This is a genomic window from Rhodopseudomonas sp. B29 (assembly GCF_000333455.1).
In the GTDB taxonomy this organism is placed as follows: domain Bacteria; phylum Pseudomonadota; class Alphaproteobacteria; order Rhizobiales; family Xanthobacteraceae; genus Rhodopseudomonas.
Map to the genome: position 1 here is coordinate 1 of NZ_BADD01000305.1, position 26,303 is coordinate 26,303.

Sequence of the window (26,303 nt, forward strand, 5' to 3'; positions counted from 1 at the left end):
CAGCGCGAAGTCTACGAAGGGGACGCCGACAATCTCGTGGCGGGCTCGCTGGCTCCGGCCGGCGTGCTCACTCCCGTCGAGGGCGGATGGCGCCTGACCGGGCGCTGGCAGTTCGGCAGCGGATCCGATCACTCTCCTTGGTTCATCCTTGGCTCCCGCCGCGCCAATCCCGGCCCAGACGATTACCTGATCCATCACGTCATGGTCCCACTCGCCGATGTCGAGATCATCGATACCTGGCACACGCTGGGCATGCGCGGCACCGGCTCCAAGGATCTCGTCGTCACCGACGCGTTCATCCCGGCGCATCGCGCCGTGCCGACCCAGCCGACCTTCCTCGGCCTCAGCCCGCACGCCAAGGCGCCGACCTATCGGCTATCGGTGTATTCCGGCCTGCCCGCGATGCTGTCCGGCTCGGTGCTCGGTATGGCCGAAGGGGGCCTGCAGGCTTTCATCGATGCTACCGCCAAGCGCGTGACGCCGACCGGCGTGGTCAAAGCCGTCAATGCCTCGATGCAGAAGCGCGTCGCCGAGTCGAGCGCTGAGATCGCGGCAGCGCGGCGTCTGCTCACCGACATGTGCGAGCGCTTCGACAAATTGATGGCGATCGACCAAGCGCCGATGTCGACGGAGGATCGCATCCAGATGCGCTGGGATGCGGCCTATGTGGTCGAGCTGTGCCGCCGCGCGATCGACCGGATCTACGCCGCGTCCGGCGCCGCCGGCATCTACGAAGGCAGCCCGGTGTATCGCGCCTTCCGTGATATCAGCACCGCGTGCCACCACGCCGTGATCGATTTCGACACCGTGTCCGGCATGATGGGCCAGTTCAAGCTGACCGGCGATCTCGGCGAAAATCCGCGCGCCGCTCCGTTCGCCTGACGCGGGCAGCTGAACGACGCGCAGCCGCGCCGCACCGCTTTCGATCGCAAGCGGAAGCCGGCGGCGCGGCGCGCATCGACCGGTCGATCGACCCATCGCGAGGACCTGGCATGATCTCCGAACCATCGATCTCGGCGGACCAGTTCAAGCAGAGCATGCGCCTGCTCGCCGGCGGCGTCTGCATCCTGGCGACCAGCCATAACGGCGAGCGGCACGGGCTGACGATGACCGCGGTGTGTTCGCTGACGATCGATCCGCCGTCGCTGATCGCCTGCGTCAACCGCGGCGCCGGCACCCGCGGCATCATCAGCGCGACGCGGCGCGTCAGCGTCAACATCCTGGCGGACGACCACGCCGGCCTCGCCGAACGGTTCGGCTCGCCCGCCGTGCGCGGCTCCGACCGCTTCGACGCCAGCGCCTGGACCGAACTGCCCAGCGGCGTCCCTGCCCTCGCCGACGCCCTCGCCGTGCTCGACTGCGAAGTGATGAGCGAGACCGAACTCGGCCAGCACTGCGTGTTCTTCTGCGAGGTCAAGCACGCGGTGCTGCAGCCCGACAAAAAGCCGCTGGTCCACTTCAACCGCGAATTCTGCGTGGTGCAACCCGTCTGATGTAACGGTCATTGATCCCTCACACAGTTCCCGCCGAAGAGACGATTCAACTACGGCGTGCGGCTAGCTAGGGGTGCAATATCGCGCTTACTTCAGCTGCATCGCTTCCGGCAACCCGCACGGCTGGGTGTGGCTGTCGCTGCCTTCCACCGGCAGCATTCTCGGCACGTACTTGCGGCCAGTGTTCGGGCTCTCAGTCGAGCGAAGCGGTCAGGCGTAAGCTCGGTATCGCGAGGACGAACCATGTCCGCCCTGGTGATGAAGACGTGACCTACACCCTGATCTCCACCAACGGAATCTTCGGGATCGCGCCGGCTGCAAACGCCGACAAATCGACCTCGAGGTAATCCGTATCGAACCGAACCGGGACGTCGAACTGGAAACCCGCCGTCACCGCGGCACCGTGGGGCGGGACGTGGCCGCTCGCGAAGCTGATCAATCCGGTCGCCGGATTGCAGGCAAAGGCGCCAGCGGCGACTTCGACGCCGCCCACCGCAACACGGACTGAGCCCGCCACCGGCTTGCTGATCGTGCGCGTATACGGCGCGAAGCCGCCGCCATAGGTTTTGGTCAATTGATAGCTCGTGCGCGAGCCGTCGCCAGTGCCGATCCCCTGATCGAGCGGCGAGATCGCGACGCCCGGTGCCGCGGAGCTGCAATCCAGCCGGTCGCGCCAGCGAAAGCCGTAGAGCTGGCCGCGGCGCTCTTCAAAGAACGCCACCACCGCCTGTAGCGCCTCCAGCGTCTTGACGCCGTAGCCGGCGTCGTAGCGCCGGCGCGAATCCGCCCAGCGCGCGTTGCGCTGCTCGCGGCCCGAGCCGAACGTGACGATCTCCGTCCGCCGCTCCGGTCCGCCCGCGCTCTTCAGCGCGACGTCGAGCGGGAACAACACCTCGTGGAATGCGGTCATGTCGCTGCCCTCTCAGCCGTCATTGCGAGGAGGCGAAGCCGACGAAGCAATCCAGCTCAGTGCACGGAGCGGCATTGCTTCGCTTCGCTCGCAATGACGCGGAGCATCCTTCGTCAGATGAATAATCACAGCCCCCGTTGCCCGCGCGACACCGCGCGGGCGATCTGGCCGGTGACGTAGCTCTCCGAGCGGCGGAAACTGTCGGCGTCGGGGGTGGCGATCTGAATGTTGACCACGCTGCCACCGCCTCCCCCCGCGACGCCGAGCCGGCCATCCGGCCCGCGCGCCAATGGCAGGATCGCCTCGGGCCCCGCCTCACCGGCGAGGCCGACGCCGCCGCCGAGCATCGGGAAGTAAGTCGGCGTGCCGATCACACCGCCGGCCGCGAACGGCTTGATCGCGCCGTCGGCGTTCTTCTGCGTGGTGCCGCCGAACAGGCCGGAGAACAGGTTGTCGAAGCCGCCGGCAAGGCTGTTGGTCAACGGCTTCAGCGCTGCCTTCAGCGCCAGATCCGAGACCTTCAAGGCGAGCGACTTCAGCACGTCCTCGAACTGCTTGCCGCCGGTGATCGATTGCGAGAATGCCGACGTCATGATGCGGGCGAAACCCTTGGCTTCGCTGCTCAGCGCCTGCGTCTTGGTGGTAAGCTGATCGACCTTCTGCGACGTGTCGTCGACACAGCCGGTGTCGCATTGATCGCAACTATTCGTCATCGCGCGCTCCTAGTGATCCGGAAACCGCCGCATCAGTTCATCGAACGAGCCGCGGTCGAGGGGCGCCGAGCTGCCGCGCAGCGCCTGGATGGCGCAGCTAAGTTCGCGCGGCGTCAGGCTCCAGAACGCGCTCGGCGACAGCCGCAACACGCCGAAGCCGAACCGCATCGCCTCGTCCCAGGGAAACGGCGTCATGCCTGCGCCTCGCCGAAGGTGGCGGCAAGGAGTGCGGCGGCTGTGCTGGCGAAGCCGGCGACGCCGCGTTCGGTCGTCATCGCCGCGACCTCGTCGTCGCTGATTGTCTCGCCGGCCCCGCGCAGCCCGGCGCCGATGATACGGATCAGATCGTGTGCCGACAGTCGCCCGCTGCCGAAGCGTTCGGCGAGCGCCACCAAATCACCAGCGCCGAACGCGGCCTCGAGCTCGGCGAGCGCGCCGAGCGTCAGCACCAGTGTCCGGCGACGGCCGCCGAGTTCGGCTTCGATCTCGCCCCGATGTCTATTGGCCATGGTGCGCCTCAGATCGCCGCAAAGCTGAGCGCGCCGGCGCTTTCCAGCGTCAGGTCGAACGTGACTTCGCCGTTGTGTTCGCCGGCGAATTCCAGCGACGCGATCTGGAACGCCCCGGTGATGCTGCCGAAATCCGGCACCACGACCTGGCAGTCGGTGATCAGCCCATTGAAGAACGCCTGCCGCACCAGCGCATCCGAGGCCGAGTCCTTGAACAGCCCGCGGCCGGACAGCGACGCGCGGCGCACGCCGGCGCCGGCGAGCAGCTCCCGCCAGCGATCGACGGACTCCGCGTTGGTGATGTCGACCAGTTCGGCATTGAAGGCGATCTTGCGGCTGCGCAGGCCGGCGACGGTGATGTAGTTCATGCCGTCGTGGATCTTCAGCAGCAGATCCTTGCCCTTTTGTGCACCCATGCGGCGTTTCCTTTCAGCTCAGCGGTTCGGTGACGGCGCGAAACCGCACCAGCGCGTGGTAGGTGCGGCCGTCGGCCTCACGGCGGATATCGGCGAGCGCGAAGCGGAGATTGACCAAGCGATGACCGGCCGGCTCCAGCGGCGCGTCGTCGAGCGCCTGCAGCAGTGCGCCGGTGATGACGTGCGCTTCCTTGTGGCCGCCCTGGCGCGACCAGGCATGCAGCGTCAGCTGATGCTCCTGCAACGGCGCGTCGTCGGCGGAAGCGTCGGTGATCCGCGCCTCGCCGAGCGTGACGTAAGGAAACGCCACGTCGCGCGGCGGCTCGTCATAGACGCGCGCCCCGCCGAGCGCGGCGACGAGCCCGCCGTCGGCGATCAGCGCATGATGGATCGCAGCGCGCAGCGCCACAGGTGCGGTGGTCATGAGTGATTACTCCGGGTTGATACTTCACCCTCCCCTTGAGGGGGAGGGTCGGCACGTAGGCCGCGAAGCGGACTGCGTGACGGGGTGGGGTGAACCGCGAGCACTGAGTCTCAGAACTTCGCCACCCACCCCGCTCGCTGCGCGAGCGCTCCCCCTCCGAGGGATGGTTCGAGGATCAGCCCAGCTGCTGTTCGACATCGACCTCGAGCAGCGCGCCGTTGTCGCGCGTCCGCCAGCCGATGATGCGATAGGTGTTGGCGCCGTCGACGAAGCGATGCCGCCGCGACAGCGCGACGCCGCCGCGCAACGTGAGGCGCAGCCGCGACCGTGCCGCGTCGCTGTCGGCGACGAGCTGATCACGCGCCGGCAATGGCGCGACCTGCGCCCACAGCACGGCCGCAGTCGCGTAGTCGCGCACGACGCCGCCCTGGCCGTCGTCGCGCTCCACTGGCGCCTGCAGCGTCAGCCGCCGGTTCAGCCGTCCCGGATCGATCACAGCGACACCGTGCGATAGGATGCGATCATCGCCGCGACGCTGCCGGGCATCATCGCCACGCTCGAGCCGATCGCGGCGAGGCCGCGGTTCTCGTACCAATGCGCCGCCAGCGTCCGCACCGCATGGCGCAGCAGCTCCGGCACGTCGGTGGCCGCATCGCCGAAGCCGAGCGCGACATCGAGCTCGATGCCGCCGATGCTGCGACCCGGCTGCGGCAACGACCAGCCGGGCGCGGCGATCACCCCCGCCACCGGATCGAGGACGAAGCGGCCGAGATCGAGCGCATGCGCTGCGCCGTCGACATCGTAGACGCGGGCCGCGACCAGCTCGCGCAGCGGCCCGATCCGCAGCCGCAGCCGGCCGTCGCGCGGCCAGGCGTCGGAGACGAGACGCCAGCGCTGGGTGATCAGCGCGCAGCGCGTCAGCGCCTCGATCTGGGCGCGGGCGGCGGCGAGCAGCGAAGCGATCACCGCGTCGTCATTGTCGTGATCGACACGCAGGAACGCCTTCAGCTCGGCGACCGTCCACGGCTCCGCCGCCGGTCCGGCTAACAACACGGCCGACATTCGCGCCTCCTTCGATGTCCCGGTTGACAGCGCGGCGCCGGCAAGCTCAAACGCCGCCATGCTCCGCGCTCTGAAACTGTCTGTGCTGTTCGCTGTGGCTCTCGCCGCGCCCGCCTCCGCGATGGTCGGCGGCGCCGCGGCGCCCGCCGGCGACATCGCCCGCGCCGTCGTCACCATCGTCGGCTCGCGCGGCAATTTCTGTTCGGGCACGCTGATCGCGCGGGATCTGGTGCTGAGCGCCGCGCATTGCGTCGGCCCCGGCGCCGACTACAAGATCGTGCAGCTCGATGCGCAGCGGCAGCCGCAGCTGCGCGACGTTCGCCGCGTCGCCGCGCATCCGGATTTCGACATGCGCGCGATCCTCGGCCACCGCGCCAGCGCCGACGTCGCGCTGCTGCAGCTCGCCGCGCCGCTCGCCGGCAAGGCGCCGCTGCCGATCGGCGCGCCGAGCGATCCGCTCGAAGCCGGCCAGCGTTTCACCGTCGCCGGCATCGGCGTCGCCATCCGGGGCGACGGCAAGAGCGGCGGCACCATCCGCGCCGCATCGCTGATCGCCACCGGCCGCCCCGGCCGCCTGCAGATCCGCCTGGTCGATCCGGCGACGAGCAACACGCGCGAAGGCCTCGGCGCCTGCACCGGCGATTCCGGCGGCCCGGCCCTCGAGCAACAGGACGGCCGCGCGGTGATCGTCGGCGTGGTGTCGTGGTCGACCGGAGCGAACAACGCCGCCGGCTGCGGCGGCCTCACCGGCGTCACCCCGCTGACGCTGTATCGGGGTTGGATCGAGCACACAGCGCGCGCCTGGGGCTCGGCGCTCGGCAATTAGTTCATCCCAGATTCACTACACATTCGCCGTCATCCTGAGGCGCCGCCGCGCAGCGGCGGCCTCGAAGGATGGGCCGCGAGCAACGTGGGGCGCACCGCACGCGCAGCCGCATCCTTCGAGGCTCGCTGCGCTCGCCTCAGGATGACGGCGTCGTGAGACTAGCGACAGTAAGAATTGATTAACCATACTCCGCCAGCATGCCGGCCCAAACCGGAGCCCACCATGCTGCGCCTCGCCGCCCTGCTGATCGTCGCAGCTCTTGCCGCCCCCGCGGCCGCCGCCGATCTGCCGGTACGCAGTCCCATCGGCCGCATCTTCGCCGAGCCGGCGCCCCAGCCCGCGCGGCGGCAGCCGCTGGAGATGGCCGCCGGCTGGCCGGTCTACGCGCCCGAGGTCGACATCCCGGCGATCGTCCACGGCTATTACGGCAAGCCGAACTCGTATCTGTATCAGAGCTATTACGGCACCTCGCCGAGCCTGATCTTCGGCCGCCTGCCCTACGCCTGCGGCTGGCACGGCTACTGCTGACGAGCCACCAAGGCGCTCAGCGCCGATGGTGCCGCTTGCCGTGCCGATGCTGCCAATGCTTGCGCTGCAGCGTCTGCCGCGGATACGCCGCCGGCGGCACCGTATAGGGAGCGCCGAGCTGCTGCCGCGATTCCTGCAGCCGCCGCTGATACCCCGGCGAGTCCATGATGTTCGCCGCCCCGCCGCGCGCGAAGGCCGGCGAGACATCGGCCGCCACCAGTGCCCCGAGCGCCGCCAGCACCAGCGCGCCATGTTTGATCATTCCCGCCATCGTCCTCTCCTCCGTCACCACCAACGAGGAAGTCCCGCCGTCGCCGCTTGTTCCAGCCCGTAGGATGGGTTAGCGCCGCAGGCGCGTAACCCATCGACTCCCCGCTCCATCAGCGCCGACATGATGGGTTTCGCTGCGCTCAACCCATCCTACCAACTATGCTGCATTACTCCGGCTTGAACGTGCCATCGTCCAGAAAAGAGAGGCACATGCCGGCGTCGCCAGCTTGAGGAAACCACTTGGTGGCCGCAATCGCTTCGAGCTGCTGGCGCGCTTCGAGCGGCGCGACCGCGAGCGTTAGCTTGGCGGCCTGTAGCCGTACCTGCATGTTTGGATAATCAAAGAGGCTCAACAGCGCAACGCGCTGATCGCCTTCGCGTCCCTTGAGTTCGTTACTGATATCACTCATGAGCTTGAATAAACGATTGAATCTCGCTCGTTGACTTCCGAGCAGCGCCTCGTCTTGTCCGACCGTGGCTCTCGCAAATAGCGCCATGAGATCGGGCGTTGCCATTTGGCCAAGATTCTGTTTACTCATGGTTGCAAGGCCCCGAACTTCCGCAATGCTCTTAAGTCAACTTCACGACGCGCTTCCCAACTCTTGCCCCGGAGAAACTCTCTCGGAGAGAGCCCCTTAAATTCGACGCTTGGCGCGGAATACCATCCCGTAATTTGATAGTGCTTTAGCCGCGGGATACTGACAAGATTCGAAGGATCGTTCATCTGTGAAAGACTATATCCATCGAGTAGTGCTGCTGCGACTTCATTGATATGATGCACATCGTAACCTGGTCGCGCTAGACTGACCCCGTTCATCAGTTCCTGCAGCGGTTTAGGACCGTCTCGTGCAGCGAGAACCACATCGTGCCAATCGCGCAGCCAATCCACCGTTCTCATTGATCCTTCGTAGAGCAGTCCAGGAAGACCCGCGTTTCGCGCTAGCCAATCTGCAGCAGCCCGAAAATATCTTGTTCGGTCTGCACTACGGGAAGGCTTATTTTGGGGGATCGGCGGTGGTTCGTTGCCCGGCTCTCCCGGCGTGGGATCTGCTCCCTCTGGTAAATCGCCCGCAAGCCTGACGCCAGAACGGTCCGGCTCCTTTGGCGCGATGGAGAATAGATCAGTGCTTTCTCTGGCGACGTTTGCGATGGCGACGTTCCCCATCGGCCTTGTCGCCTCCGATATGGAAGCGCTTGGCACCGCCGGCCTGTCACCCGAAGTAGCAAAGCTGCTGGTGCCGCTAGTCCATTGGCCGCCATCGCTATGGCCGGCGGGTACTCTTGGTTGGTTCGGGTTGTACTTCAACGCGAGTGCAGGATAGATCGCGACGAGATCGCTGCCCGGACTAAGAAAGCGCGCCGCATCTGGCCGCACCCAGCGCTCGCCATTGGGCGCAAGCCAGCGCGCCTGCTGATAACGCAGCCAGGCGTCGTCACAACAACCCATGTGATGCAATCCGTAATTGGAGAATGAGCGCTGCTGAAGATGAAAACGGCGCGCCAATTGTGGCGTGCCGTTCTATTGTTAGTTCGATGCGGCGGTCCTCAGCTCCCCGCGAACTTCACCACCTTGATCGCGTCGAAGTCCTGCACGCCGCCGCCGACGCGCTTGGTGGTGTAGAACAGCACGTAGGGCTTGGCGGAATACGGGTCGCGCAGGACGCGGACGCCCTGGCGGTCGACGATCAGATAGCCGCGGCTGAAGTCGCCGAAGGCGATCGACAGCGAGTTCGCCGCGATGTCCGGCATGTCCTCGGCGTCGGCGAGCGGGAAGCCGAGCAGGCTGGCGCGGCCGCCGGCGGTCACCGGCGGCTGCCAGACATAGGCGCCCGAACTATCCTTGAACTTGCGGATCGCCGCCTGGGTGCGGCGGTTCATCACGAAGGTGGCGTTCTGGCGATAGCCCGGCCGCAGCGCGTAGACGAGGTCGATCAGCGTGTCGGCCGGGTCGGACGCCTTGAAGGCGCCGGCGGCGCCGGTGGCGATGAAGCCGAGACTGCCCCAGCTCCACGACGCGTTCGCCACCATCGGCACGGCGAGGAAACCCTTCGGCTTGTTGACGCCGTCGCCGGAGACGAAGGCGGTGCCTTCCTGCTCGGCGAACACCTGGTCGATCTCGCCGGCCAGCCACTCGTCGATATTGACCGCGGCATCGTCGAGCAGCGTCGCGGTCGCGGCCGGCATCGCGTAAAGCTCCATCGCCGGGAAAGCCAGCGCGTCGAGCGACGGCGAACTGGTCTGCGGCCGCGCGTCGGTCTCGCCGACCCAGCCGGTCGCCGGCCCCGCGGTCAGGAACGGCTTCTTGTAGACGCTGCCGGAGATCTCGCGCACCGACGCCAGCGCGCGAATCGGCGAGATCGACCGCAGCCGCGACGCGATCGAATGCTCGAGCTCGACCGGCACCAGATAGCCGCCGTCGGCATTGGAGCCGACCGACAGCGCCTTGGTCTCGAGCGCACGCAGCGGCGCGGCGTCGCCGCAGCGGACATAAGCCTCGAACGCGCTCTTGTGCTCGCGCTGATCCACGGCGAGCGGCGGCCGCTCGACCGACAACGCCGGCCGCGCCGCGCGCAGCGCCTGATCCTCGATCCGCTTCAGCCGCGCGTCGATCGCCTCGGAGATGCGGTCGACCTTCTCTTCGAGCAGCACGTCGGCGCGGCGCCGCTCGCGCGCGGCGAGCCGCTCGTCGTTGGCGGCCTTGAATTCGTCGTGGCTGCGCAGCAGCTCGTCATGCGCGTCGCGCAGTTCGGTGGCGATGCCGGCCTTGGTCTCCGGCGCGGCAATGTCGATGTCGTAGTCCATGCAGGTTCTCCTCGGGTGAAGGCGTGAGTGAATTACGGGCAAACAAAAACGCCGCGGCCTGGGAGGCAGCGGCGTTGGACGAAAACGCTGGCGCGTCGGCTGACCGGCGCGATGAAAGCGGAGCTTACGGCTCGTCGGCCGGGAACAAAGCCAGGATCACCGTCGGCCCCTCGGGGCGCGGCTCGACCCAGGCGCGTACGCGCGTCAGCGTGGTTGGGGTGTCGGCCCGCAGCATGACAAGGCGATTAGTCGGGAAGATGCCGACGAGCCGGTTCGGCGTCGGCAACAGGCCATCGAAGACCGGAGAACGTGGCAAGTCCGGATCGGCATCGGTCACTTCCAGTCGCGACGCCGGGGCGATCGGCACGACGACGCCCGACGCTAGCAGCCGCTGCGACCGCCAGGGATCGAATACATCCGGGCGATCGGCGATCGACGTGTTACACAGAAACAGGCAATCGGAGCCGACGGGAAAATCCACTGCGGCCCGGGTCGCTTCTTCGGTCGGCAGCATCGGTGCCATGCTGGCGAGATCGTTCGGCGGCGCGATCCCAATGATGACCGTCTCCGGCCATCTCGGATGGCTGCGCCAGATCTTCACCAGCGCGAGCGACGGCGCTGGCATGCGGAGAATGGCCGCCTCGTCGCCGACCGTTGTGATCCGCAGATCGCCGTCCGGCACCCGCAGCAGCGAGACGAGATCGGGCGCTCGCCCGGGATCGACCTCATCGGCGTCGCCGAGCACGATCTCGGTTGGCCCGTCGATCTCTGGGAAGCAGACAGGGCTGATGCACGAATTCGTCGCCAGTATCTGCGCGCCCCACACCGGCCACGGCGGCGCCTCGTCCGGACCGCCATGAACAAATACGATGGAATTCATCGGCGCGTAGCTGATCGACGTCTTCATGCGCGATGCTCAACCAGGCTTGTGCATCAGCCGCCTTACCTTCGCGGCCATCTCGTCGTTGTACTCGTCGACCGGCGTCCCGAACCGGACGTCCCGCAGATGCGCCGGCAGCAAATCATGCTGCATCCGATCGATGATGCGGTCGTGCGAAATTTCGATCATCATGTCGCGCCAATCCCATGTGCGCTCACCGTTCGGAGCCGCCACCTGGATTTCAATCGACCAATCCTTGAACTCGGCGAGCAACGTCTGCAGGGCAGAAAGCATCTCCGGCCGCAACAATTGCATGTCATGCAAGGTGATGAACTGAGAATAACAGCCCGGACTACGTTTCGAAGAGACCCAGACCGCGCGGGCCGCCTTCGCGAACTTGCAGACATAACAGTCGACCACCTGCACGACGGCATGGTGCAACATCCGCCATTCTCTCTTGTGGCCAGCCGCGTCGCCGCCCATCTCACTCTCGCCCGAGCCGTATTCTGGCGATGAACCTTAGCATCCTCATTGCACGGTTGAAATCGCGGATACGTGGATCCTGCGAGATATCAATCTCTCGCAAAAGCTCCCGAGCCTGGTCCGGTGTCATCGTTTCAGGCGTTATCTGGTTCTCGGACAGAAAACGCGATCCTAGTTCTGCGGCTCCTTGATTGTATTCGCTGTGGAGTCGACCCCAGGTATGCTTGTAAGGCGCGCCTTCTGGATCGAATCTAACCGAGTCACGCGCAAGCGTTCCAGTGGTCGCATCTTCGAATACCTTTCGCGTTTCGGGCCGCAGATTCCACTTATTGAAGACCGCATAGGGATTGAAATGGTGCCCCCTCGGACGGGATTGGGACGAAAACTCGGTTGGTGTTAGTCTAGGCTTCGCACTTCGCGGTTCCTTACTAACGCTTGCGCGCTGCCCCCCGTCAGAGTCCGTCCACTCACCGCCTTCGGGATTCCCCTTGGGCACACGCGGCTGGTTCGGGTTGTACTTGCGGCTGAGTGCTGGAAAGACATCTTCCGGCCGGATGCCCGGCCCGAGGAAGCGAGCGGCGTCGGGCCTGACCCAACGCGCGGCGTCGGGACGCATCCAGCGCGCGGCATCGGGTTGCATGAAACGCGCGCGCTGATGCGCGGCGAAGCTCTCGGCAGAGCTCAGCATGGGCAACTACTCGTGATTGATGTGGAGATCAGCGATGGGGTGGCAGGCGCACGCTGGTACGCTCGCCGATGACAGCTTCGCGTAGCTTGGTGATCAGCCGCGCCCCAGCCCCGCCATCGCCGCCTTGCGGCCGGCGCGGGAGGCGAGGCTGACGACGCTTCTCCCGCGCCGGACCGGCGGCGCCGGTGCATCCGCGGCGCTGCCGGATGGGTGATCGCTGTGCATTCTGTGCCAGGCGGCCTCGGCGGCGCGGCGCTGCGGCGACAGCGGCGGGCCGCCGTCTTTCACCGCGGCGATGCGCGCGCCCTGCAGCAGCGGGAAGGTGACGATCGAGATCTCCCACAGATCGACCTGATACAGCCGGCGCACGCGGCTCTTCGGATCGATCTGGCCGCGCACGGTGCGATAGCCGATCGACAGCCCGTCGATCGCGCCGGCGCGGAGCACCGCCAGCAGTTCGCGGGCCGCGGGCGACATCGGGGATCAGCCGTCCGCGCGCCCGCAGGCCGCGCAGATCCTCAGTGAGATCGAGCCAGACGCCGACCGGGTCGGCCGGGTCGTGCTGAAACAGCATCGGAATCTTGCGCAAGCCGCGCTGCTGCAGCGTCGCCGAGAATGCGCCCGGCATCACCATGTCGCGCGCCTGGTCGATCTCGCCGAATAGGCTGGCATAACCCTCGATGCTGCCGTCGGCACTCAGCGACAGCCGCGACGGCGGACGCACAGGTTCGGATGACGCGGCGAGCATGAGCGGCCTCGTGAGATTGAGGTGATGAAATTGTTGGTTCTGGTAGATGAATTAGTTCGGAGAACCGGCTAAGGCGGTCGCCCCAATTCGAAGCGTCATCCTGAGGCGCGAGCGCAGCGAGCCTCGAAGGATGCGGCCCCACGCGCGGCGTCCGCCACACGACGGACAATGCGAGGCGCGTAGCTCATCCTTCGAGGCTCGCCCTTGCGGGCGAGCACCTCAGGATGACGTCGGGCTTGTAGCTACGAACGCAGCTGGTACTCGGACGCGCGGAGCTACTTCGCCCGCTTGCGAAGGTGCCGCCGGGGCACGGGCTTCGGATTCGCTCGCTTCGGCGCCGCCCTGCCCTGGGTCTCGAGGTGCGTCAGAAATTCGCGAAACACGCTGTGATGATCGCGCGCCGATTTGGTCTCGGTGCGGATCGACGACAATACGCGGTGCAACCTGTCCATGCTCTGCCCCTCGTCGCTCATAGCAGCCTCACTCGTCGTCGTGCTCACGTGCCACGTCACGCGCCCGCCGCCGGGCGCGGCGGTTGAACAGTTCGAGCGCGTGGACGAAATCGTCGAACCGCCGCGACGCAGCCGCCAGTTCGCGCAACGCGAACCACAACCCCGCCGACGCGGCGCCGGCCCACAGCAGGAGCGCTAGGTGTGCCAGGTCTCCGCGCTCGCCGAAAATCTTGATGAGATCGGACATCACACCCTCGCATACACGGACGCGGGCTTCCCGTTCGCTGCGCGTTAGCAACTAATTGATGGCATATCGCGTCGGACCGCCTTGGCGGCTCAGTTGCGGCGCTGAGCAATTTCGCTAAGGCTTCGCGGTGCTACGTCGTTGATGTCTTCGTCCGTCAGGACGCGAGGCTCCGGTCCATTGAAGAAACCCGGGAAGCGGAATGTGTTCGGCGGGAGTTCGTTTCCGCCGATCCATTCGATGCCGGACGGCAGTTCGCCGTCGCGCTCCATGAACTCCCTCACCGCCGTCCATGCCTGGGCATAAGGGATAAACAAACCGATCGGCCGCAAATCCTCTTGCAACGTCCGAAGCCACTGGCGAATGCGGTCCATGTCACCTTTAGAGTAACAGTCTAGCGATCGTTGGGTCCGGCCGTCCCATCTTGAATAATGCAGCATAACGCCGAAATCTGGTGTACCGGTGATGATAAGACAGGCTCTGACTTGGCTGTCTTCCGGCAGGCAGTCGGTGCCATACAGACCTTCGATCCGGAGCACCCACTCGTCGTCACCTTCCCAGCGGGACCATGCCTTCGCGGAAAATAACGGTCCCAGCTCAGTTATCGACGGCCAGCCGTCCAATGGGAATCTATTAGATACCGTTCGTTTCCTCATTGCTCTTTCCATCGTAGCCACCGGCCGTTCCACAGAACGCTCCGCTGACCGGTTGTCGTCTCGTAGAACGTCACATATGGATTACGCAACTGAATACTCAGTCTCGGCAACACAGTATAACATTGCCCGCAAATCGGATTGTCAACTTGCACCTCGATGGCGCGACCTTCTAGCCCATCGGAATATTGATTGGCGCGCAACAGCAAGTTTGCCTCGGCATGAAAAACGCTGTCGTTCGGCTTCATACCGGAGTTGGATTTCGCCATATCAGGATAAATACTTCTTAGACGCTCTCCTATTCGCGCAGCGATATTCCAGTCGGCATCGCTGTAGCCGGGCGATCTCGAACTGACACCGAAGTAAACTTCCCCATCTATTCTCGATACGGATACTGTTCCTTTACCGGCGGGCCAACGGGGATTCCCGAATAGATCCGGCGCATTGTTGATGGTTCTATAGCTGTTGATCCATGATGTCCCATCGCAGGGGCCTAATTCCGGCCGTTCAGGGGTGCGGGGTGCATCGAGGGAGGGACCGAAGTTGGCGCCGGGGCCGGTCCGAAGCTGCTCTAGATAGGTCTCTATCTCTCTAGCTCGTTGCTCAGCATTTGCGATTGCCCCTTCGACACTACCAGGAGCGCTTAGGCTTTGCTCTCGCGGCTTCCAATTCGCTTCGTAGCGATGGACTTCTTTGAGTGCCGCTCCGCTGCGTGCTATGGCCATTTCCAAGCGGAGATTTTGTTCCGTCGACGCGCTGGGAAACCAATTCGGGGGTGGCTGGCGACGGCCTTGTACCTCTTGTAGGTTTTCTTCGGCGTCAGTGGCGCCGGCGCTTGGGATCTGCCGCGGATCTTTCCAGGCGAGATCGTCAAGCTGCTTCAACCAGGATTCGAGGCTTCCTGAGCTTTGCGCTTGAAACGCCAGCGGGCTGCTTGCATCGGCAGTGATGTCACTTGAAGCAGGATCGGCAGACGTCAGGGCTTCGGCCGACCCGTCCGCGCCCGGTTCACTTCCATCAGTCCATCGCCCGCCACCGAACTGCCCTGCCGGTATCCTTGGCTGGTTCGGGTTGAACTTGCGGTCGAGCGCCGGAAAGACGTCGGCGGGATCCGTGCCTGGCTTCAGGAAGCGGGCGGCGTCCTGTCTGATCCATCGACCAGCATTGGGCTGCAAGCCAGCGTCGCACATCAGGCAGCACCCAGCGCGCGCGCTGGTGCGCGCGCCATGCCGATTCATGATCGATCATGGTGGACCTCGGGAAGTGTCGATTCGAGTGCGGCTGATTGGCGGCGGTGCCCCGCAGTGGCAATTGAGTAGCGGCGGACCGCCCTCACCCCAGCCGGTCCCCGCCCTCGATCGGCGCGTAACCCACCGCCTCGCGCTTCTCGTTCAGCGTCAGGAACGCCGCGCCAGAGACGCGCTGCCACAGCGCGGCGCGGTCGGTGGCCAGGGCGTCGATGCGGTCGGTGTCGATGACGAGGCGGATGCCATCGCCGAATTGCGGCGCCAGCCATTGCGCCAGCGCGTTGCCGACGCGGCTCGCCAGCGGCAGCACGGTCTGGCGGACGAAGCTACGGTTGGCTTCCTGATAGTTGGCGAAGGTGTTGTCGCCCGGAATGCCGAGCAGCATCGGCGGCACGCCGAAGGCGAGCGCGATTTCGCGCGCCGCGGCGTGCTTGGCTTCGAGGAAGTCCATGTCCTTCGGGCTCAGCGCCATCGGCTTCCAGTCGAGCCCGCCTTCGAGCAGCAGCGGGCGGCCGGCATTGGCGGCGCCTTCATAAGTATGTTCGAGTTCGTGCTTGAGGCGATCGAACTGCGCTTCGCCCAGCACCGCGCCCTCGGGCCCGGCATAGACCAGCGCGCCGGACGGCCTCGCCGAATTGTCGAGCAGCGCCTTGTTCCAGCGCGCGGCGGCGTTGTGGGTATCGACCGCGACCGCGGCCGCTTCGAGCGGCGCCAGGCCGTAGTGATCGTCGAGCGGATGAAAGAACGTCAGATGCAGGATCGGCGGCACCGCGCCGTGCTGGTCGAAGCGCACGCTGCGGCCGCCGACGCTGTAGTCGTAGGCCTCGGCCCAGCCGTCCGGCCCCGGCACGACTTTCATACGATCCGGCCGCAGTGCGTACAGCTCGTGCACCGCATCGCCGAGCGCGACGGCTTCGAGATAGGCGTTGCCTGCAAGTAACAGATGCGCATACAGCGTTTCGAACAGCGAGGCGCCGTCCTGGCGCGGATTGGGCCGCGCGATCAGCTGCGCCAGCGGGTGCGCCTCCTTCTCCTGCGCGCCGTCGAACACCATGAACACGCAAGCAGCGGCGTTCTCGGCGATCAGCCGCACGCAGCGATGCACAATGGCGTTGCCGACATAACCCTCGCGCGCCAGCCCGGCGTAGTCCCGAGGCGTCCATCGCGCCCGCCCGCCACTCTCGATCGCCAGCAGATGCGCGGTGCGTGATGCCTTGGCTTCGGGCGGAGCGAACAACGTTTTGAAGCGATCGAGCATTGGGATCCGCGCTCCTTAAGTAGTGTCAAATTACCAAATGATCCGCGGTCCGCTTCGCGCCACGCGCCGGACACTTTCATGGTGATCATCGCCCTTTTGCCGGGGGCGACCATGGCGAAGAACATCCTGATATTTTCCGACGGTACCGGGCAGGCCGGCGGCCTGATGCCCGACGAAAAGCGCACCAACGTCTACAAGCTGTATCGCGCCACCCGCTGCGGACCGGACACCGACAACGATCCGCTTCGCCAGGTCGCATTCTACGACCCCGGCGTCGGCTCGGATGCGCCGTCCGGCGGCCGCGCCGTTCCGTTCTGGCGCAAGATCTACAATATCGTCAGCGGGGCCACCGGCCTCGGCGTCACGCGGAATATCATCGATTGCTACGCGGCGATCATCGAGCTGTGGCGACCGGGCGATCGGATCTATCTGTTCGGCTTCAGCCGCGGCGCCTATACGGTGCGCTGTCTCGGCGGCGTGCTGGCATTGTGCGGCGTGCCGCGCAGTGAAAATGGCCGCCCGATCGACGTCGATCCCGATACGGCCAATCGCATTGCCGCGGAAGCGGTGAAGAAGGTCTATCAGCACGGCGCCTCGAAGAAGCAGCAGCGCTTTCGTGATCAGCGCGACGACCTCGCCGCTGCGTTTCGCCGCAAATACGCCAGCGATGTCGACGGCCATTCGAACGAGGTTCCGTATTTCATCGGCGTCTTCGACACCGTGGCGGCGCTCGGCGCCAGCTGGCCGAAGATGCTCGGCGCGACCGTTCTGGTGCTTCCGCTCCTCCTCGGCGCATTGGCAGGCATCGCCTGGCTGGCTAGCCTGGCATTTGGATCCTTCGGCGCGTGGTACACGGCGCTGATCATCGTCAGCGCGGCGGCGTTGCTCGTTGCCTATCTATGGACCCACGTAAAGTGGGCGCTCGGCACCCGCGATCCATGGTGGAAGACGCTGCACGTGATCGCGTGGCGGCTGAAGTTCTACGACAAGAACCTCAACGACCGCGTCGCATATGCCCGGCATGCGCTGTCGATCGACGAACGCCGCAAGGATTTCAAACGAGTCGAGTGGGCGAATTCAAAAACCGTGGCCGCGCGCAGCGGCCAGCCCGGCAACTGGTTCGAGCAGATCTGGTTCGCCGGTGTTCACGCCGATATCGGCGGCGGCTACATCGAAAACGAGTCCCGGCTGTCCGATATCACGCTCGAATGGATGAGCAACGAAGCGCTGCGTTTGCCGCATCCAATTCTGATCGACCGCGCCTATCTGCGGCCACGTCCATCAGCGGCTGGCATGCAGCACGACGAAGCCCGGCATGGCATGATGGGCTTGCCGATCCTGCGCTGGCCGACCGAGCCGCGAACAATCCCGGACGGCGCTTTTCTCCATGCCAGCGTGTTCGAGCGGCTCGCGCTGCCTGAAGTTCAGAACTACGGCACGTACGAGCGTTACGATCCGTGCTCGCTGCACGGAATCCATCCCCATCGCTACGATCCACTGCCACCGCCGTCAGCCCCACGATGCGCAGACGAACCCGCCGACGACGACAAGCAATAGGCTGCACAGCAGCATCAGCCACGGCGTCGGCGCATTGGCCAGCATCGATGCGGCTATGATTGCGCCGGCTGTCGCAGCCGTCGCAGCGCCGCCCGCCAACACCGCGACCTCGACTTGCTGGATCAAGCTGCTCATCGCCTCACAGAACCCTCACCCGTGGCTCTGCGGCCTTCGGCTGCAGCGCCAGCGAACTCACAGCCCATACGAGGGCATCGAGGCGATCGGGCGAACGGCCGTTGGAGAGGCCGGTCGAGGCGAAGTCGCACATCTCGTCTTCGAGCGCCGCGAAGCAGCCGGCGTGTTTGACGCGGCCCTGCTCGTAGAGCGCGGCAACCGGCTCGGCGCGCAGCCATTTGCCGCGCACGGCGCGAACCGGTATCACCGGCACGGCCGCGTCCACCTCGTGGATCACGCTCTTCACCATCTCGCCGCCCTGGTTGACCTCGACCACCAGCGCGTCGGCCTCGAGCCGGCGCCACAGAGCGATCGCCTTGCTGGCCCACAGCGTCGGCGTCGCTGCGGCGACGCTGTCGTCAGCCAGCACATAGACGATGCCGCTGTCGGAAATGCCCGCGGCGACGATGCCACAGGCATCGGCGCGTTTGCCCGACGACGCCGGCGGATCGACCGCAACGACGATGCGGCGGCACGACGGCGCCTCGGCGACGCGGCTGTCTTCGATCTGCGTGCGCGACCACAGCGCGTCGGGCCGATCCTCGATGATTTCGCCGTCGAGCTCCTGGCGCCCGAGCCGCGTGCCGGCGTAGCGTGCCATCACGCCTTCGAGGAAGGTCGGCGCGAGATTGAACGCATTGGCACGCGTCGGCGCCCGCGTCGTCACCGCAGACGGGTCAGCAATCAAGCGCTTGATCAGCGCCGTCGGCCGCGGCGTCGTGGTGATCAGTTGGCGTGGCTGGCGACCCAGCCGCAGGCCGAATTGCAGCATGTCGAACGTCGGCTCGGCGTGGCGCCATTTCGCCATCTCGTCCGACCAGGCGCAGCCGAATTGCGGGCCGCGCAAACTTTCCGGATCTTCAGAAGAGAACGCCTGCGCCACCGCGCCGTTGGGCCATTCGAGGCGTTTGCGTGACGGCTGCCACAGCGGCCGCTGATCCGGCGGATGCACCGCGAGCAGGCCGGAGACACCTTCGATCATCACTTCGCGCACATCGTGCTCGGTCTCGCCGACCAGCGCGATGCGCTCGACGGCTTCGGTGGCGAACGGCGGCAGACCCAGCGCCTGACAGCGGATCCATTCGGCGCCGGCGCGGGTCTTGCCGGCGCCACGTCCGCCGATCAGTAGCCATATCAGCCACGGCGCACCGTTCGGTGCCAGCTCGGGCGGACGCTGGTGATCGTGCGCGAACACGTCCCACTGGCTGGCCAGAAACGCCAGCTCGGCCTCACTCATCCCCTGCAGCAGGAACGTCCGCTGTGCCGGCGACCATCTGATCCAGTCGTCGCGAAAGCGCCCGCCGCAGCTCATCGAGATCGCGTGGCACTGTGTCGTCATCGAGCGGCCTCTTCTCTTCGGTATCACGTAGCCGCCGCAGTTCAAACAACGTACGCGTCAGGCTGGCAAGCGTGCGGGCGCGGCGCTCTGCGTCGGCGTGCTGCTCGTCATCCGCATGCTGGCCGCTGACGATCGCTTCGATGCGCTTGATCTCGTGTTCGACCGATCGCTCCACCCGATCGACAAGCGGAAGTGCTTCGGCCGCCGCTCCTTCGCGGCTCTCTCCGGCGCAAACAACGGGGCAGCTGACGGGGCTTTGTGTCGACGTACCAGTCGACGTCGCAGAGACGCGTGTAGTCTTAGTCTTTGCGACCGCCGGAGCAGCCGCCGGCCGCGTCCGGATCTTTGTAGACTTTGCAACGGCCGAGATCGGCTTGTCCGCAGCGGCGCTTTTGGTCGCGATGGTCCGGGCAGCGCGCTTCTTCGCTGCGGCGGTGGTGGAAGTCGTCACCGCCGATCGATTGCATGATGTCGCCATGAGGGATGATCCGAAGCCACGCCTCTTGGAGAGGCCATGAACGAAAATGGCCGCGTCCGACGCAAGCGCGTCGGCGCGGCCTCCTCTGTTTGATTTAAGCAGTCAGCCGCAGTTCAGGCGGCGGAGATCCGGGCGGCTTCGGCGGCGGCGCGCTGCATGCTCTCGGACATTTCGCTGGTCACCGTGCTCTGTTCTTCCACAGCTGCAGCGGTGGAAGTGACGTATTCGCTGACGTGATTGATGGCTTCTTTGATGGCATTGAGTGCGTCGGCGACATCGATTGAAATCGTGTTGAGACTGTTGATCTCTTCGCCGATCTTGTCGGTGGCCTGCTTGGCTTGATTGGCGAGGTTCTTGACCTCGGCCGCCACCACCGCGAAGCCACGGCCCGCTTCGCCGGCGCGGGCCGATTCGATCGTAGCATTCAGCGCCAGCAGGTTGATTTGGCCCGTGATGGTGTTGATCAGTTCCACGATGCCGCTCATCGCCCTGGCCGCGGTGGTGAGCCTTTGCGCCTGAGCGTCGGCATTGGCGACCCTCTCGACGGCGCCGGACGCTGTCTCACGCGATTTCGTCATGGTCTCCGAGATCTCGCGGACCGACGTATTGAGTTCCTCCGCACCTGCAGCAACGGTTTCCATCATGCCTCGGACACGCTCGTTGCCGATGCGAGCCAGTACCTGCTTGGTGATGTCGGTTGCGTATTTGACAACCTTGAATGGCCGGCCGTTGAGATCGAGAATTGGGTTGTAGGAGGCCTGGATGAATACCTCGCGGCCGCCTTTTCCGATGCGCTTGTACTCGTTCGCCTGATACTGGCCTCGATTGAGCGACGCCCAGAATTCCCGATAGCTTGGCGTATCGCGCTCGCTAGGATCGACAAATATGCTGTGATGCTTACCCTTGATCTCACCCAGTGAGTAGCCCAGCGCCTTCAGAAAATTGTCATTGGCGGTGATGATCGTGCCATCCATGTTGAACTCGATCACCGCCTGCGACTTGCCGATCGCTTCGATCTGTCCGGCGAGATCGGCATTGCGCAGCTTCTGTTCGGTGACATCGACGGCGAACTTGACGACTTTGGCGGGCCGCCCCTTCTCGTCGAAGATCGGATTGTAGGACGCCTGCATCCAGATTTCGCGGCCGCCTTTTCCAATCCGTTTGAATTCAGCCGCCTGATACTCGCCACGATTCAACGCCGCCCAGAATTCGCGATAGGCAGGGCTCTCACGCATCGCAGGCTCGACGAACATGCTGTGGTGCTTGCCCTGAATCTCAGCGAGCGAATAGCCGACCGTACTGAGGAAATTCTCGTTGGCGGTGCGGACGGTGCCATCCATGTTGAATTCGATCACGGCCTGCGAGCGGTTGGCCGCCGCGACCTGTCCCGCGAAATCGATGTTCTGGAGACGGATCGATGCGTCGGCCCATTCCACCACCACGCCGGCGCGGCTGCCGTCCGGCCTGTTGAGCGGCGTCGCGACCAGGTCGAACTTGCGCGGACCGATCTGGATCGTCGCATGATGAACCGAACTCAGATGCTTGAGCATCTGCCGCTGGTGATTTGGGTTCTTGTGAAAGCCGTCGATGTTGGTGCCGATCAGAGTGTCGACGCTGAAATTCGGTAGCTCGCGGCGCAGGTCGGATTCAGCATCGCGCAACAGCTTCTTCACCGCTTCGTTCATGTAAACGATGTTGAGATCGGCGTCGGAAACCATGATGTTGGCGGAGATCAGCTTCTGCGCCATCAGCGCCAGACTGTCGGATTCTTTCGCGTGCGACATACGTCCGAACATAAAATCTTCTCTCCGCCCCATCGAGTCGGTCAGCACCGTCTCAAGTCGTTGTTAGTTACACTGGGCGTCAGTGATGAAATACAAGACAGAACAAGTTATTAATGAGGCGCTACGTACGAATACGCATTGTTCTCCCATTTCAAAAACACAACTTGCTTGGCAGCAATTGAAACAATTCAACCAAGGCGCGCTTTGCGTAAATGATCAGTCACAGCCGGAACGTCAGGCGCACTCGAATGGTGGCGGGCGAGGCTGAATTGTGCGCGGTATCTGGACTATCGGATCGCAACTCGATGGAAAGTTTAGCTACCCCGACACACAGATCGGCAGCCTTTCCCGAATTCAGATCGAACGGTCCAACGCCAGTGAGGACATTACGCGGTGCTGCCTCCGGGCTCGCCCGCCGGAAAGGCGACTGCGAATGCAGAAGACGAAGGAAAACTCAACGACTCGCCCGTCGGCGGGCACATCAATGGAGCGTGCCCTCACCCTACGGAAGCAGCGTCGCGCTGTCAAGGCTTATTTTCCTATTTTGAGTGCGTTACACCCTGAAGAAAGCGAACCAGATCGCGGCGAGGATCAGGACGGCAAGTCCGGTGCTGACGATCATCAGCATTGCAACCGATGGACCTCTTTCACCCTGGCGGGCTTCGGTCGGCGTCTCGATGATGTGGCCGCGGTCCTCGGTCGCCATGGCGATATCCTCTGGGCTGAGATCCATCTGCGGTGCTCAGTCGGCGACCGCTCGTCTCCGCCAACGCACTGTTCATCATGATGTTCCGCGCCTGCGAATGCCCTCCACGCCGCCTGCTAGACAACGGCTCGACCAGTTCCCTCGGGCGGGCGGCTTCATTTGGGACGCTGGTGAGGGGGAATAGGCAATCTCTAATCGAGCAGCGCTACGCTGTAAAGGATTATTTTCTTATAGCCACAAAGAACGGCTTGCCGAGGTTCGGCCCAGGACGGCAAGCCTGCTGCCTTGCTGGCATCTCCGGCTGAGCCTTTCAGAGATGAGGCGTAGGAGGTGGCGACACGCGGTGGCCGCAACACGCGAGCGCTGTTGCCGGCCAACGCTAGCCCGCATCCAAGATCTGAACTCTGAGCAGCCGCAAAAGGAGAACGACGCGACGTCGCGTCAGTTGGTCAGTAGCAACACCAACAGGCCGACGACGGGTGCCGCTGCCAATCCAAACGCCACGAGCGCAAGCGAGATCAGGACGTCCTGTCGAGTCAGCCGGATGAGCCGCTCGTTGTGGATCTGCTGAAGCGCCATGGTGTCCCCGCAAACGTTGTCGTCGCGAGGACCTTTAGCGATCGGCCCTGAAGATTATCGCTGAGGATTGCCGCAGATTTTGATGCACGCACTCGTCTCGCCTTAACCAATCCCGCCCGCAGGCCTCTGGGCGGCTGTACCCGGCGGCGATCGAAAACGCCCGTGCAAATAGTTCGGCGGCTCGAGCGTATGCCGGCGGCACTAATTCAGGGAGGTTTGCACCGAGGTATACTTGGCGAGCAGATTTGTGCCGATCCCCGTCACTACAGTGACGATGACGATGCTGATCCCCGCGGCGATGAGCGCGTATTCAATGGCCGTGGCGCCGGCCGTATCGGTGATGAATCGGCGAATAAGGCGTCGCACCGCAAGCTCCTGTGGTTGGCGAACGCGAGTGGCGCGGCCGACGACCTAGCCTCCGCAATGGCAATGCGCTGAGTCCTTCCGCGCAGAGCGGAACCTAATCAACAATGGTTACCGGATCGTTCTTGCGGAACCGACGCTTTTTCAGGTCCCGGCGATTCGCAGGGGCTCCGGCGGGTCCCGCTCAGGCGTCTCGTTCTGCGGCGGCTCGAGGTCGCTACCGGCGCTGGCGATGAGCGCGCTCCGGCGGTCGGCAGCCGCGCGCTGGAACTGGTCAAGCACCAGACCGAACGGCTCGAGATCATCGATCGCACCGTCGTCATAGAAGTCCAGCGTCTCGCGCAAGATGCGGTCGATGTCGTGCTGCATGGCATCGAGTTCGGCGACGCTGTCCGCCTTGCGCGCTTTGCCAATCATGCCGAGCGCGCGGTCACGCATCTTCCCGCCAATTTCCCGCTCATCGCGGGTCAAATAGCTGCGCAGCCAGGCGCCGGCCGAGCCGAGGCCGGAGAGCAGCAGGATCAGTCCCCAGATGTAATCGCTGTTGCGCTCCATGAAGGTGCGGTCGGTGCCATCGATGAAGGCGGCAGCGCCGCGATGCGCAGGGATCGCGGCGTCCTTGTCGGTGTCGGGCGCCTCGATCTTGCCGGCGATCGGCATCTCGCGGGCGATCTGCTGGCGCACCGCGAAGATCTGCCGCGTCAATCGGGTGACGGTGAGGCTCGATAGCGACTGCTTGGCAACGATCAGGTGGCTGACGCTGATCGTGTCCACCTTGTCTTCCGGCCGCGGCGGCGACGTCGAGAAGATGCTGCCGGGGATTTCTTCGGAGTCGTAGATCGGGAATTTCTTGGCAATGGCATCGCCGACGTCGATCGGCAGGAAGCGCGGTTCGCCCCGCGCCTTGGCGGTGGCGGCGATGGCTTCGATGGTGATCTTGCTGTCCAGCGGACCGAGCGCGAGATAAGCGTCGAGTGATTCATCACGCGCCATCTCGGCGATCTGCGTGGTTTGGAATTGCTGAATCTTGACCTTGTCGGGCGAAACGCCGGATTCGGACAGGATCACCTGCAGCATTTTGACATTGGCAGGCGTGCGACCGATCACTCCGACCGTATGTCCCGGAAGATCGGAGATGTTTTTGATCGCGCCGGACTTCCTGCCCCTGCCGCGGACCGACCACATCACCACGAAGTTCTTGCGCAACGTCACCACCGACTGGGCATCGGCCGGGAGATCGAGGTCGGCGCGGACCACGGCAAGGTCGGCCTTGTTCTGTCGCAGCGCCTCGATACTTGGGTTTGCCCCTTCGGTAACCACCGGCTGCAGCCGTATCTGGCTGCGGTTGCGAGCGAAGGCCTGCGACAGCAACTGCACCAGCTTGAGGTCGTCGCTGCCGGCCGGACCGACCGCGATCTTGAGGGTCACCGGCCGCAGTTCGTAGAAGATGACGCCGATGGAGCCGACAGCCAGCGTGATGATGGTGATCACAACCGCCAGGTTGAAAATACGTCGGTTGCGCAGTCGCCGTTTGCGCAGGGACTCGCTGGTTAGCTGGCTATGATTGCCGTGCGACGCCGTCATCCGACCCACCTGCGGCCCCGCCGCCCTCGGGGGCGGCTTCTCGACCAGAACCGCGGCAGCATAACCGCAAAGGCGTCGAAAATGCGCAGCACCGGGGTGGGGAACCCGGGGTTTCGCGAAAAACTGCTTAACGGGCAGGCAGCGAAGGCGGCACGGAGGCGCGCCAGACGCGAAACGCCGGTCTATTCGGCCATGGCCAAGGACGGCCTTTCAGGCCCGGCAAGCTTGCGCTCTTCCATCTTGACCAGGCACAGCGCAGCGGCGGCCAGCATGACGGCTGCGGCGCCGAAGACGTAGCGGAACGTCGCCACCATCTGAGCCGCGTCGACGCCGGCGGCAGAGTGACGGCCTTCGCCGCCGAGCTGCAGCTGCCCGCCGAAAGCGATCAGCAGGATCGTGGTGAACCCAGCGACGGTGAACGAAGCGAGCAGCGCGCGGAAGAAGTTCATCGCGCCGGTCGCGGTGCCGATTTGGGGCCGTGCCACTGCATTCTGGATCGACACCACGGAAACTGGAAACACCGTGCCAAGTCCGATCGAAAAGATCGCGATCAAGCTCAACAGCAGCCATAGCGGCAGAGGCGTGATCAGCGCGATCAGCATCGCCAGGGCGGATGCGGAGCTGGTGCCGATAATGGCGATGCGCTTGTAATGCGCCACCTTGGTCATCGCCCGCCCGGCGAAGGCGGCGCCTAAGACAGAGATCGCCGCGATCGGGATCAGCGCCAGGCCGGATTCTGAGGCGCTGAGGTGATAGACGACTTCGTAATACAGCGGCAGATGCACGGTCAGCCCGATCATCGCCCCCATGCAGAAGCCGCCCGCCGCCATCGCCCACGGCACGACCGTGCCGCCAAGCACCTGCAGCGGCAGGAACGGCTCGGCGGTGCGCAGCGCGTGCCAGACGAACACCGTTCCGAGCAAAGCCGCCGCGCCGGCCAGCGCCAGGATGGTCGGCGACAGCCACGCATAGCGCGTGCCGCCCCAGGTCAGCGCCAGCATCAAGGCCAGCGCCGAAGCCATCAGCAGCACGCCACCGAGCCAGTCGACCTTGCGGCGGCGGTGATAGACCGGGATCTTGCCCATCTTCGGCAGCAGCAGCGCCAGCGCGGCGGCGGCCAGCGGCAGGTTGAT

At 64.8% G+C, this 26,303-nt stretch carries 33 protein-coding genes and 1 pseudogene; 6 read left to right on the forward strand and 28 right to left on the reverse strand.

The window, feature by feature from the left end; translation table 11 throughout:
* A partial coding sequence (locus I5M_RS11120) for a hypothetical protein (RefSeq protein WP_022721472.1) occupies nucleotides 1–882 on the forward strand: 882 nt, incomplete at its 5' end.
* A gap of 110 nt (nucleotides 883–992) precedes the next feature.
* On the forward strand, nucleotides 993–1,493 hold the full coding sequence (locus I5M_RS11125) for a flavin reductase family protein (protein WP_022721473.1): 501 nt from the start codon (nucleotides 993–995) through the stop codon (nucleotides 1,491–1,493).
* A gap of 271 nt (nucleotides 1,494–1,764) precedes the next feature.
* Here I5M_RS11125 and I5M_RS11135 read toward each other — a convergent pair whose 3' ends face one another.
* From I5M_RS11135 to I5M_RS11170, 8 genes are all read right to left on the reverse strand, one after another.
* Nucleotides 1,765–2,403 carry a DUF2460 domain-containing protein gene (locus I5M_RS11135; RefSeq protein WP_022721475.1) on the reverse strand — a complete coding sequence of 213 codons (639 nt, stop codon included), beginning with the start codon at nucleotides 2,401–2,403 and terminating at the stop codon, nucleotides 1,765–1,767.
* 125 nt (nucleotides 2,404–2,528) lie between these two features.
* Entirely contained in the window at nucleotides 2,529–3,116 is a 588-nt protein-coding gene (locus I5M_RS11140; RefSeq protein ID WP_022721476.1) for a phage tail tape measure protein, read from the reverse strand.
* A 9-nt stretch (nucleotides 3,117–3,125) separates the two neighbouring features.
* Nucleotides 3,126–3,311 (reverse strand): rcc01693 family protein, encoded by a 186-nt coding sequence (locus tag I5M_RS11145; RefSeq protein WP_022721477.1) that lies wholly within the window; start codon nucleotides 3,309–3,311, stop codon nucleotides 3,126–3,128.
* Nucleotides 3,308–3,625, reverse strand: a complete 318-nt coding sequence (locus tag I5M_RS11150) for a gene transfer agent family protein (protein ID WP_022721478.1) — start codon at nucleotides 3,623–3,625, stop codon at nucleotides 3,308–3,310. The genes I5M_RS11145 and I5M_RS11150 overlap by 4 nt, the downstream gene beginning before the upstream one ends.
* 8 nt (nucleotides 3,626–3,633) lie before the next feature.
* Nucleotides 3,634–4,041 (reverse strand): phage major tail protein, TP901-1 family, encoded by a 408-nt coding sequence (locus I5M_RS11155; RefSeq protein ID WP_022721479.1) that lies wholly within the window; start codon nucleotides 4,039–4,041, stop codon nucleotides 3,634–3,636.
* A 13-nt stretch (nucleotides 4,042–4,054) separates the two neighbouring features.
* The gene (locus I5M_RS11160; protein ID WP_022721480.1) at nucleotides 4,055–4,465 is read right to left on the reverse strand and encodes a DUF3168 domain-containing protein; all 411 of its coding nucleotides are present in this window, start codon (nucleotides 4,463–4,465) and stop codon (nucleotides 4,055–4,057) included.
* 175 nt (nucleotides 4,466–4,640) lie between these two features.
* Nucleotides 4,641–4,961: a head-tail adaptor protein gene (locus I5M_RS11165; protein WP_022721481.1), complete on the reverse strand. Its 321-nt coding sequence runs from the start codon at nucleotides 4,959–4,961 to the stop codon at nucleotides 4,641–4,643.
* A complete protein-coding gene (locus I5M_RS11170; RefSeq protein WP_031336075.1) occupies nucleotides 4,958–5,527 on the reverse strand; it encodes a head-tail connector protein in 570 nt (189 codons plus the stop codon). The genes I5M_RS11165 and I5M_RS11170 overlap by 4 nt, the downstream gene beginning before the upstream one ends.
* A gap of 58 nt (nucleotides 5,528–5,585) precedes the next feature.
* Between I5M_RS11170 and I5M_RS11175 the strand changes: the two genes are divergently transcribed.
* Both I5M_RS11175 and I5M_RS11180 read left to right on the forward strand, forming a co-directional pair.
* Nucleotides 5,586–6,353 (forward strand): trypsin-like serine protease, encoded by a 768-nt coding sequence (locus I5M_RS11175; protein WP_031336076.1) that lies wholly within the window; start codon nucleotides 5,586–5,588, stop codon nucleotides 6,351–6,353.
* A gap of 222 nt (nucleotides 6,354–6,575) precedes the next feature.
* Nucleotides 6,576–6,881: a hypothetical protein gene (locus tag I5M_RS11180; protein ID WP_022721484.1), complete on the forward strand. Its 306-nt coding sequence runs from the start codon at nucleotides 6,576–6,578 to the stop codon at nucleotides 6,879–6,881.
* Between the two features lie 16 nt (nucleotides 6,882–6,897).
* Here the strand turns inward: I5M_RS11180 and I5M_RS11185 are convergent, their stop codons facing one another.
* The 12 genes and pseudogenes from I5M_RS11185 to I5M_RS11235 all read right to left on the reverse strand — a co-directional run bounded on the left by I5M_RS11185 (nucleotide 6,898) and on the right by I5M_RS11235 (nucleotide 16,606).
* Nucleotides 6,898–7,152: a hypothetical protein gene (locus I5M_RS11185; protein WP_031336078.1), complete on the reverse strand. Its 255-nt coding sequence runs from the start codon at nucleotides 7,150–7,152 to the stop codon at nucleotides 6,898–6,900.
* Between the two features lie 166 nt (nucleotides 7,153–7,318).
* On the reverse strand, nucleotides 7,319–7,690 hold the full coding sequence (locus I5M_RS11190; RefSeq protein WP_022721486.1) for a DUF2019 domain-containing protein: 372 nt from the start codon (nucleotides 7,688–7,690) through the stop codon (nucleotides 7,319–7,321).
* Nucleotides 7,687–8,655, reverse strand: a complete 969-nt coding sequence (locus tag I5M_RS31340; protein WP_244431974.1) for a hypothetical protein — start codon at nucleotides 8,653–8,655, stop codon at nucleotides 7,687–7,689. Before I5M_RS31340 ends, I5M_RS11190 begins: the two co-directional genes overlap by 4 nt.
* Nucleotides 8,656–8,696: 41 nt before the next feature.
* The gene (locus I5M_RS11195; protein ID WP_022721487.1) at nucleotides 8,697–9,953 is read right to left on the reverse strand and encodes a phage major capsid protein; all 1,257 of its coding nucleotides are present in this window, start codon (nucleotides 9,951–9,953) and stop codon (nucleotides 8,697–8,699) included.
* 124 nt (nucleotides 9,954–10,077) lie between these two features.
* Nucleotides 10,078–10,860 (reverse strand): hypothetical protein, encoded by a 783-nt coding sequence (locus I5M_RS11200; RefSeq protein ID WP_022721488.1) that lies wholly within the window; start codon nucleotides 10,858–10,860, stop codon nucleotides 10,078–10,080.
* Between the two features lie 9 nt (nucleotides 10,861–10,869).
* Nucleotides 10,870–11,316, reverse strand: coding sequence for a hypothetical protein (locus I5M_RS11205; protein WP_022721489.1), 447 nt, complete (start codon nucleotides 11,314–11,316; stop codon nucleotides 10,870–10,872).
* Nucleotide 11,317: 1 nt separating this feature from the next.
* Complete coding sequence (locus I5M_RS32165; protein ID WP_148287856.1) at nucleotides 11,318–12,004, reverse strand: hypothetical protein; 687 nt, start codon at nucleotides 12,002–12,004, stop codon at nucleotides 11,318–11,320.
* 93 nt (nucleotides 12,005–12,097) lie between these two features.
* A pseudogene (locus tag I5M_RS29545) lies at nucleotides 12,098–12,752 on the reverse strand (HK97 family phage prohead protease).
* Nucleotides 12,753–13,232: 480 nt separating this feature from the next.
* The gene (locus I5M_RS11225) at nucleotides 13,233–13,451 is read right to left on the reverse strand and encodes a hypothetical protein (protein WP_022721491.1); all 219 of its coding nucleotides are present in this window, start codon (nucleotides 13,449–13,451) and stop codon (nucleotides 13,233–13,235) included.
* An 89-nt stretch (nucleotides 13,452–13,540) separates the two neighbouring features.
* Nucleotides 13,541–14,071, reverse strand: coding sequence for a hypothetical protein (locus tag I5M_RS11230; RefSeq protein WP_244431975.1), 531 nt, complete (start codon nucleotides 14,069–14,071; stop codon nucleotides 13,541–13,543).
* Between the two features lie 29 nt (nucleotides 14,072–14,100).
* On the reverse strand, nucleotides 14,101–15,291 hold the full coding sequence (locus I5M_RS32170; RefSeq protein ID WP_148287857.1) for a hypothetical protein: 1,191 nt from the start codon (nucleotides 15,289–15,291) through the stop codon (nucleotides 14,101–14,103).
* A gap of 142 nt (nucleotides 15,292–15,433) precedes the next feature.
* A complete protein-coding gene (locus I5M_RS11235; protein WP_022721493.1) occupies nucleotides 15,434–16,606 on the reverse strand; it encodes a phage portal protein in 1,173 nt (390 codons plus the stop codon).
* A 78-nt stretch (nucleotides 16,607–16,684) separates the two neighbouring features.
* On the opposite strand from I5M_RS11235, the gene I5M_RS11240 reads away from it, so the two are divergent.
* A complete protein-coding gene (locus I5M_RS11240; protein WP_022721494.1) occupies nucleotides 16,685–18,163 on the forward strand; it encodes a DUF2235 domain-containing protein in 1,479 nt (492 codons plus the stop codon).
* Nucleotides 18,164–18,302: 139 nt separating this feature from the next.
* Here the strand turns inward: I5M_RS11240 and I5M_RS11245 are convergent, their stop codons facing one another.
* The 3 genes from I5M_RS11245 to I5M_RS11255 all read right to left on the reverse strand — a co-directional run bounded on the left by I5M_RS11245 (nucleotide 18,303) and on the right by I5M_RS11255 (nucleotide 21,950).
* Nucleotides 18,303–19,574: a DNA-packaging protein gene (locus I5M_RS11245; protein WP_022721495.1), complete on the reverse strand. Its 1,272-nt coding sequence runs from the start codon at nucleotides 19,572–19,574 to the stop codon at nucleotides 18,303–18,305.
* The gene (locus I5M_RS32175) at nucleotides 19,567–20,127 is read right to left on the reverse strand and encodes a hypothetical protein (RefSeq protein WP_148287858.1); all 561 of its coding nucleotides are present in this window, start codon (nucleotides 20,125–20,127) and stop codon (nucleotides 19,567–19,569) included. Before I5M_RS32175 ends, I5M_RS11245 begins: the two co-directional genes overlap by 8 nt.
* A gap of 140 nt (nucleotides 20,128–20,267) precedes the next feature.
* On the reverse strand, nucleotides 20,268–21,950 hold the full coding sequence (locus tag I5M_RS11255; RefSeq protein ID WP_031336082.1) for a PAS domain-containing methyl-accepting chemotaxis protein: 1,683 nt from the start codon (nucleotides 21,948–21,950) through the stop codon (nucleotides 20,268–20,270).
* Between the two features lie 73 nt (nucleotides 21,951–22,023).
* On the opposite strand from I5M_RS11255, the gene I5M_RS32180 reads away from it, so the two are divergent.
* Nucleotides 22,024–22,206, forward strand: a complete 183-nt coding sequence (locus tag I5M_RS32180) for a hypothetical protein (RefSeq protein WP_148287859.1) — start codon at nucleotides 22,024–22,026, stop codon at nucleotides 22,204–22,206.
* A gap of 285 nt (nucleotides 22,207–22,491) precedes the next feature.
* Here the strand turns inward: I5M_RS32180 and I5M_RS32185 are convergent, their stop codons facing one another.
* The 5 genes from I5M_RS32185 to I5M_RS11280 all read right to left on the reverse strand — a co-directional run.
* Nucleotides 22,492–22,671: a hypothetical protein gene (locus I5M_RS32185; RefSeq protein WP_148287860.1), complete on the reverse strand. Its 180-nt coding sequence runs from the start codon at nucleotides 22,669–22,671 to the stop codon at nucleotides 22,492–22,494.
* A gap of 414 nt (nucleotides 22,672–23,085) precedes the next feature.
* Nucleotides 23,086–23,223 carry a hypothetical protein gene (locus I5M_RS32190; RefSeq protein WP_022721500.1) on the reverse strand — a complete coding sequence of 46 codons (138 nt, stop codon included), beginning with the start codon at nucleotides 23,221–23,223 and terminating at the stop codon, nucleotides 23,086–23,088.
* Nucleotides 23,224–23,424: 201 nt separating this feature from the next.
* The gene (locus tag I5M_RS11270) at nucleotides 23,425–23,589 is read right to left on the reverse strand and encodes a Flp family type IVb pilin (protein WP_022721501.1); all 165 of its coding nucleotides are present in this window, start codon (nucleotides 23,587–23,589) and stop codon (nucleotides 23,425–23,427) included.
* A 141-nt stretch (nucleotides 23,590–23,730) separates the two neighbouring features.
* On the reverse strand, nucleotides 23,731–25,170 hold the full coding sequence (locus tag I5M_RS11275; RefSeq protein ID WP_051048708.1) for a TAXI family TRAP transporter solute-binding subunit: 1,440 nt from the start codon (nucleotides 25,168–25,170) through the stop codon (nucleotides 23,731–23,733).
* 182 nt (nucleotides 25,171–25,352) lie between these two features.
* A partial coding sequence (locus I5M_RS11280; protein WP_031336085.1) for an MFS transporter occupies nucleotides 25,353–26,303 on the reverse strand: 951 nt, incomplete at its 5' end.